This window comes from Nocardia sp. NPDC058633, assembly GCF_042717045.1.
Lineage (GTDB): Bacteria > Actinomycetota > Actinomycetes > Mycobacteriales > Mycobacteriaceae > Nocardia.
Genome location: NZ_JBHXRA010000014.1, coordinates 195,133 through 202,262 on the forward strand (window position 1 = coordinate 195,133; position 7,130 = coordinate 202,262).

The 7,130-nt window shown below is 67.6% G+C and carries 5 protein-coding genes and 1 tRNA gene; 5 read left to right on the forward strand and 1 reads right to left on the reverse strand.

The annotated features are described in order from the left end of the window. The first annotated feature begins 23 nt into the window (after nt 1-23). The 3 genes from ACFWUR_RS20250 (at nt 24) to atzF (ending at nt 2,681) form a co-directional block, all read left to right on the forward strand. A tRNA-Pro gene (locus ACFWUR_RS20250) sits at nt 24-97 on the forward strand. 174 nt (nt 98-271) lie between these two features. After that, entirely contained in the window at nt 272-976 is a 705-nt protein-coding gene (locus tag ACFWUR_RS20255; RefSeq protein ID WP_378908766.1) for a GntR family transcriptional regulator, read from the forward strand. A gap of 7 nt (nt 977-983) precedes the next feature. Further along, on the forward strand, nt 984-2,681 hold the full coding sequence (gene atzF, locus ACFWUR_RS20260; RefSeq protein ID WP_378908767.1) for an allophanate hydrolase: 1,698 nt from the start codon (nt 984-986) through the stop codon (nt 2,679-2,681). Here the strand turns inward: atzF and ACFWUR_RS20265 are convergent. Continuing rightward, nucleotides 2,638-3,306 (reverse strand): arsenate reductase ArsC, encoded by a 669-nt coding sequence (locus ACFWUR_RS20265; RefSeq protein ID WP_378908768.1) that lies wholly within the window; start codon nt 3,304-3,306, stop codon nt 2,638-2,640. The two genes, atzF and ACFWUR_RS20265, sit on opposite strands and share 44 nt — an antisense overlap. Nucleotides 3,307-4,069: 763 nt before the next feature. Here ACFWUR_RS20265 and ACFWUR_RS20270 point away from each other — a divergent pair. Both ACFWUR_RS20270 and ACFWUR_RS20275 read left to right on the forward strand, forming a co-directional pair. Further along, nucleotides 4,070-5,305, forward strand: coding sequence for an APC family permease (locus tag ACFWUR_RS20270; protein WP_378908769.1), 1,236 nt, complete (start codon nt 4,070-4,072; stop codon nt 5,303-5,305). A gap of 76 nt (nt 5,306-5,381) precedes the next feature. Continuing rightward, nucleotides 5,382-6,734, forward strand: coding sequence for a serine hydrolase domain-containing protein (locus ACFWUR_RS20275; protein WP_378908771.1), 1,353 nt, complete (start codon nt 5,382-5,384; stop codon nt 6,732-6,734). Nucleotides 6,735-7,130 lie beyond the last annotated feature (396 nt).

Consider the following 7,130-nt stretch of genomic DNA (forward strand, 5'->3'; position numbering starts at 1 on the left):
TAAGCTACTTCAGGTTCGCCTCACGGGGTGTGGCGCAGCTTGGTAGCGCGCTTCGTTCGGGACGAAGAGGTCGCAGGTTCAAATCCTGTCACCCCGACGTGTTGGTTGAGACACAGAAGAGCCCCTGATCAGTTCACTGATCAGGGGCTCTTCGCTTGTCCGGGGTGGGGTCGTGGCTCTGTGTGGTGTGGGTGTCGGTGTGAGCGAGCGATAACATGGCGCTTACTTTCTGTCACTTGATAGAAATTAGCGATCGATAGCGTATACACCCATGTCGACAAGGGTGGATGCGCCGGGCGGCGGCTCGGGGAGGCCGTTGCGTGAGGTCGTGTATTCGACGTTGCGGGCAGAGTTGATGAACGGCGACATCCGGTTCGGGCAGCGCCTCACCGAGCCGAAACTGTCGACCAGGTTCGGGATCTCGCGCACGCCGGTTCGGGAGGCGCTCACCATGCTCTGCTCGGATGGGCTGCTGCAACGTGAGGAGTTCGGGTTCAGTCCGGTGCGGCCGAGTGTGGCGCGGATTCGCGATCTCTACGAGCTGCGGCTGACGCTGGAACTGGGTGGGATGACGCGGGTGCGGGCGGACTCGCGGATCACCCACGACGAAGCGCTGCTGCGCGCCGAGCAGCGGAGATGGCTGGCCCTGCGGGCCGATCCGCCCGCCAAGGAGCCGGGTTTCGTGGTCGTCGACGAGGAGTTCCATGTCGCGCTGCTGACCGCGGCGGGCAATGCCGAGATGGTGCGCGCCCTGGTCGCGGTGAACTCCCGGATCCGGCACGTGCGCATGTACGACTTCATGATCAACAACCGCATCGAGACCACGATCAGCGAGCACCTCGGCATTCTCGACGCCGTCCTCGCCGGTGACCTCGTGCTGGCTCAGCGGCTCTTGCACACCCACATCGGCGATTCGCTGGATGTGGTGCTCGAGCGTATTTCGCGTGCCGTTGCCGCCATGTCCCTGAGTGAATAGAGGAACGATGTCTGTAGCACCGACCGCGCGGGTCGCCGCCGCCTACGCACGGATCGCCGAGGTGCGACGGCCCGAGGTATGGATCACGCTGCGTTCGCAGGAGATTCTGGCGACCGAAGCCGTCGATCTGGAACGCCGTGTCGCGGCGGGCGAGAAGCTGCCGCTGGCGGGTCTGCTCCTCGCGGTGAAGGACAACGTCGATGTGGCGGGTCTGCCCACCACAGCCGCCTGCCCTGAATTCGCCTATGTGGCCACCGAAACCGCCGAAGCCGTGCGGCGACTGATGGCGGCGGGCGCGCTGGTGCTCGGCAAGACCAATCTCGACCAGTTCGCCACCGGCCTCGTCGGCACTCGCAGCCCGTACGGCGCCGTCCGCAATGCTCATCGTCCCGAATTGATCTCGGGGGGTTCGAGTTCGGGTTCAGCGGCGGCGGTCGCGCTCGGCATCGCCGACCTCGCCATCGGTACCGATACGGCGGGCTCGGGCCGGGTGCCCGCGGCGCTGCACGGCATCGTCGGCATCAAGGCCACTCTCGGGGTGATCCCCGCTCACGGTGTCGTCCCGGCCTGCGCCGACTATGACGCGGTCACAGTTTTCGCCGCCGACCTCGACCTGGCCGTCACCGCCGCGAAGGTCATGGCGGGCAGAGATTCTCGAGACCCGCGCAGCCGCGTATGGCCCGCCGATGTCCGCCTCGCGGCCGCCGCCACGCCCGAGATCGCGATCCCCCGGCCCGAAGACCTCGAGCCACTGAGTCCGGCCTACCGCACCGCATTCGCCGACACCGTTGCGGCCCTGCACGACCGAGGTCTACACACCACCGAAATCGACATCAGTCCGCTGCTGGACGCGGCGCGCCTGCTCTACGACGGGGCGATTGTTGCGCAGCGATACGCCGCGGTCGGCGAGTTCGTCGACAAGGGCGCCGAAGGCCTCGACCCCACCGTCGCCGGAATCATCACCGCCGCAAAAGGACTCGACGCGCAATCTTTCGCGCGAGATCTGGACTACCTGGCCGGGGCCCGTACCACCGCGACAACACTGCTCGCCGATTTCGACGGCCTCCTGCTCCCCACCACCACCGAACATCCCTCGATCGCCGACGTCGAAGCCGACCCGCTCGCGATCAACCGCCGCATGGGCACCTACACGAACTTCTGCAACCTCCTCGACCTCGCCGCCGTCGCGATCCCCGGACAGCCCACCCCCGACGGCCTCCCGTTCGGCGTGACAGTCGTGGTCCCCGCCTTCGCCGACCAACTCGCCGTCGACCTCGCCGCCCGCATCACCGGCGCCCCGGCACCACTGTTCGTGGAAACCGGTGTGCCCCTTGCGGTTTTCGGCGCGCATCTACGCGGCCAACCCCTGCACTGGCAACTCGAGCAGCTCGGCGCCCGCTTCGCCGGCGAGATCACCACCACCGATGCCTATCAACTCACCGCCCTCGACACCACCCCGCCCAAACCCGGACTCGTCCGCCATGGCGACGGACAGGGAGCGCCGATCCTCGGTGAACTGTTCCTCGTCTCCCCTGCGGGCCTCGGCCGATTCCTCGCCGAACTACCGCCGCCGATGGCATTGACCAGCATCGACCTGTCGGACGGGCGCGCGGTGACCGGCTTCGCTTGCAGCTACGACGCCGCGGTCGCCGCCACCGACATCACGCGGTACGGGAGCTGGGTGGCGTATCTACGGGATCGGTGACCTCGATTCCGAGTTCGGCGAGCAGGCCCGTCACGCGATGACCGATGTCGTCGCGGATGGGCCGCACGTGCTCCACCTCGAGCCCGGCCGGATCCTCGATGATCCACTCCTCGTAGCGCACGCCGGGCACCAGCGGACAGGTATCGCCGCAGCCCATCGTGATGATCACGTCGGCGGCGCGGATGATCTCGTCGGTCCACGGCTTCGGATACTCGCGCGAGATGTCGACGCCGACCTCCGCCATCACCGCCACCGCGGCCGGATTGAGCTGCCCGCTCGGCACCGACCCACCCGACCAGGCCACCGCCCGACCCAGCGCCAACTCCTCGAAGTAGCCGAGCGCCATCTGCGAGCGGCCCGCGTTGTGCGTGCACAGGAACAGCACGGTCGGGCGCGGCTTGGCCACCTTGCCTTCGATCTTGGCCAGTGCCTGCAAGCGCTGGCGTCCGAATCGCTCGGCGAGCAGCGGTAGGTACAGCGTCACCGTCGCCCGGGCGACGAAATCCTCGTAGCTGGAATGCAGGACACGGTGGATCGTCTCCAGCTCGAACATCGTCGCGAATTCTTCACGCAGCCGCACCTCGGCACGGTCGAGCGCGTCGGCGTGCTCCGCAATGTCGACCATCCCCCAACACTTACCCGAATTCGGGCCATACGCAAACGGCCGGGCCGATCACCCCTCGATCGGACCGGCCCGGGCCGCATACTCGTCGACACGTCATGGAACATCCTCGGCCCAGCCCGTCGGTGTGGTTACCGTCGGCAGTGCGCCTTCAGCGTCTGGAAGAGCCACCTTCTGGTCTGCACCGCCGGGTCCGACCGATCACCCCTCGAGACCGATCGGACCCGGTTGTTCCGGTGTCTGAAGCAACAATGCGGTGTCGGTCTCTAGAGCTTCTTAAGAACAACTTGTCGGCGAACGGGGCTTTTCGGCGATGATGGAAGTACCGACGCAAGGAGAGCACGATGGAAACCGCGATCGTCTGGTTGCTGGCAAGCCTTCTGTACTGGTTCAGCAACATCTGACCCTCTGACAACCGAACCCGGGACGGCCCGGAACCAGGCCCTTCGCCCAGCCGAGACAACGAGGCAGGTACGCGCATCGCCGTACCTGCCTCGTGCGTTGTGCGCATCACATCGGGCCGCCGGAATAGTTCACCGACAGCCGCGGTTGGACACACTGTCGACGTCCGAACAGCCCCGGGCCTCACCCCTTTGTCGCTACGAGCGACCACCCGCCGAGAGGCGCTTGTGGGGCGTCGGCACCCCTGACGGGCCGTCCTCGAGGCGGCCCATCGACTCGAACGCCGCCAGGTCACCCTCATCGACCTGGCGGCGTTTGCCGTTTCCGGGTCGCGGGACCCGCGCGCGTCCTCGAGGATGGGTCCATGACTTCGGACGGGCGGTTGCGGCGGCGGTTGGGGCTCGGGGATTCGGTGATGGTGGGGTTGGGGGCGATGGTGGGCGCCGGGATTTTCGCGGCGTTGGGGCCCGCGGCGGGGGTGGGTGGGTCTTGGCTGCTGGTGGCCTTGGGGGTGGCCGCGGTGATCGCCTGGTGCAATGCGATGTCTTCGGCGCGGTTGGCCGCGCTGTATCCGGTGTCGGGGGGGACATACGTGTACGGGCGGGAGCGACTCGGTGCGTTCTGGGGGTACCTGGCCGGGTGGGGGTTCGTAGTCGGGAAGACGGCGTCGTGTGCGGCGATGGCGTTGACGGTGGGTAGTTACGCGTGGCCCGAGCAGGCGCATGCGGTGGCGGTGGGGGCCGTGGTGTCGGTGACGGGGATCAACTACGTGGGGGTGCAGAAGTCGGCGGCGGCGTCGCGGGTGATCGTGGGGCTGGTGCTGGCGGTGCTGGCGGTGGTTGTCGCCGTCGGGATCGGCGGGAGTCATTCGGAGGCAATGGTTCTCGACAAGGAGATCGGGCCGTACGGAGTGTTGCAGGCGGCGGGGTTGTTGTTCTTCGCGTTCGCGGGATATGCCCGAATCGCCACGCTCGGTGAGGAAGTGCGCGAGCCCGAGCGCACTGTTCCGCGGGCGATCGTGCTCGCGTTGGCGGTGGCATTGGCGGTGTACGCGCTGGTGGCGGTGGCCGCGTTGCTGACGTTGGGGTCGGGCGAGCTGGCGGTGGCGCGTGATCCACTCGCGCAGGTCGTCGAGGCCGCGGGCGCGGGTTGGCTCGCGCCTGTGGTGCGAGTGGGTGCGGTGCTGGCGGCGGCGGGGTCGTTGCTGGCGCTGATCCTCGGGGTGTCGCGGACTTCGCTGGCGATGGCGCGCGATGGTCATCTACCGAAAGCGCTGGCGCGGATACATCCTCGCTACGCCGTCCCCCATCGGGCCGAGCTGGCGGTCGGGGTGGTTGTCGCGGCGCTGGCGGCGACGGTGGATCTGCGGGCGGCGATCGGGTTCTCGTCGTTCGCGGTGCTCGCGTACTACCTCATCGCCAATCTGTCGGCGGCCACCCTGACCGCCGCCGAGGGCAGGCCGCGGCGCTGGGTTCCGGTGCTCGGCGCGGTGGGTTGCGTACTGGTCGGGTTCGCCTTGCCGATCGGTTCGGTGCTGGCCGGGCTCGGCGTGCTCGCGATCGGAGCGGCGGTGTACGGGATCCGCGCTGCGACGAGGTGAAATATGCCGGTGAATAAGGGGTTCGGCGGCCACGCTATACGGGTTACGGTGCGTGTCGCGGACTACTGTCGCCCGCATGCGGCACATCACGAGCGTTTTCGCAGGAACGATCGCGGCAGTGCTGGCTTCGGCGAGCTTGTTCGCCGCACCGGTGGCCGCGGCCCCGAGCACGACCTGCGAGGTGACCTCCGAGCGCGACCTGGAACGTGCCGAGCCCGAACAGGTCGGCCTCGACGGCCCCAAACTCGAAGCGGCACTGCAGTTCGCCGCCACGCGCAACCGGCTCAACGTCCAGATCTTCCGGCACAACTGCCTCGTCGGTGAGGGCCTGCGCAACGACGAGACCGGCAATACGCCGTGGAACATCTGGAGTGTCACCAAGTCGGTGGTGTCGATGCTGACCGGAATCGCCTCCGACCAAGGCAAAATCGACATCGCCGCCCCCATCGACCGCTATCTGCCCCCCGGCCTCGGCGACGCCGCCCATCGCTCGATCACCGTCGAGAACCTGCTCACGGAGACCTCCGGCATGAAGGTGGGCGTGCTGTCCGAGGGCATCACCGCGGTGATCCCGATCGACCCGCACTCGGCGGTGCAGGCGCTCTCGGTGGAGTTGACCAACCCGCCCGGCACCACGTTCAGCTACAGCCAGCGCAATGTCGACCTGCTGTCGTACGTGATCGAACTGGCCGTCGGCGAACCCCTCCAGCAGTTCGCGCAGCGCGAATTGTTCGACCCGCTCGGCATCCCGCGCAGCGACTACTACTGGGCCAGCGACCGTTCCGGCCACACCTACGGCTACGCCCACCTCATGCTGCCGCCCAACGATCTGGCCAAGATCGGGCTGCTCGTCTCCAATGACGGCCGCTGGGGCGCGGATCGGGTGATCTCCTCGGACTATCTGCGCAAGGCCCGCACACCGTCGAAGGCGAACCACTGCTACGGCTACCTGTTCTGGCTGGGCGCGAACTGCGGCGAATCCCCTGACTTCCTGCCCGACGACACGTATTTCATGTCCGGGCTGGGCCTGCAGAACGTGTTCTTCCTGCCGAGCCTGGACCTGACGGTGATGTGGACCGGCCCCTTCGGCAACCAGACCGCCTACGGCCCGAGCGGCGTCCTCGCCCACGCCGAAGAACTGCCCCACGAGTTCTTCCGCCGCCTGTTCGCCGCCATCACCGACACGAAGGTGCCGATCGCCGAACCCTACGTAGAGCCCCCACTCGAATTCGACGCGGCCAAACTTATCGACGCCAACATCCTGTTGGCTGTCTTCGGCATCGGCCCCGGCGCCTACCCCGGCTGCACCGTCTTCGACTGCCTCAACCAACCCCTGGCCGCCCCCTTCGCCAGCATCCCACCCGGCTGCGCCATCCTGGCCTGCGTAGGCAACGACCCCCGAACCCCCGGCATCCGCCCGCTCCGCTGAGCAGCGCCCCCACCCACGCCCAGCACCGTCCACCCGACCCCGCCCTGGTCATTACACCCAACCAAACCCCGTGCCCCGGCCCCATCTTCAACAGCCACGCCGGCCTGCCACGTGTTCAACAATCACACCGTGCCGGTCTGTCCCCAACTTCAACAGCCAGGTCGTGCACGCCGGGCCTGTCCCCGTGTCCAACAGACACACCGTGCACGCCGGTCCGGCCCCATCTTCAACAACCACACCACGCCCCCGGCCTGTCCTCGTCTTCCCACGCTCCACCAAAACCCGACCACCGCACTCCCGACCCCTAGGGAGGGACGGCCACGAAGTGGCCGGTCCGCGGCCGGGTCGCCGGTCAGGCGCCGTTGCGTAGGCGACGAAGGTGCAAGCAACGGCGCC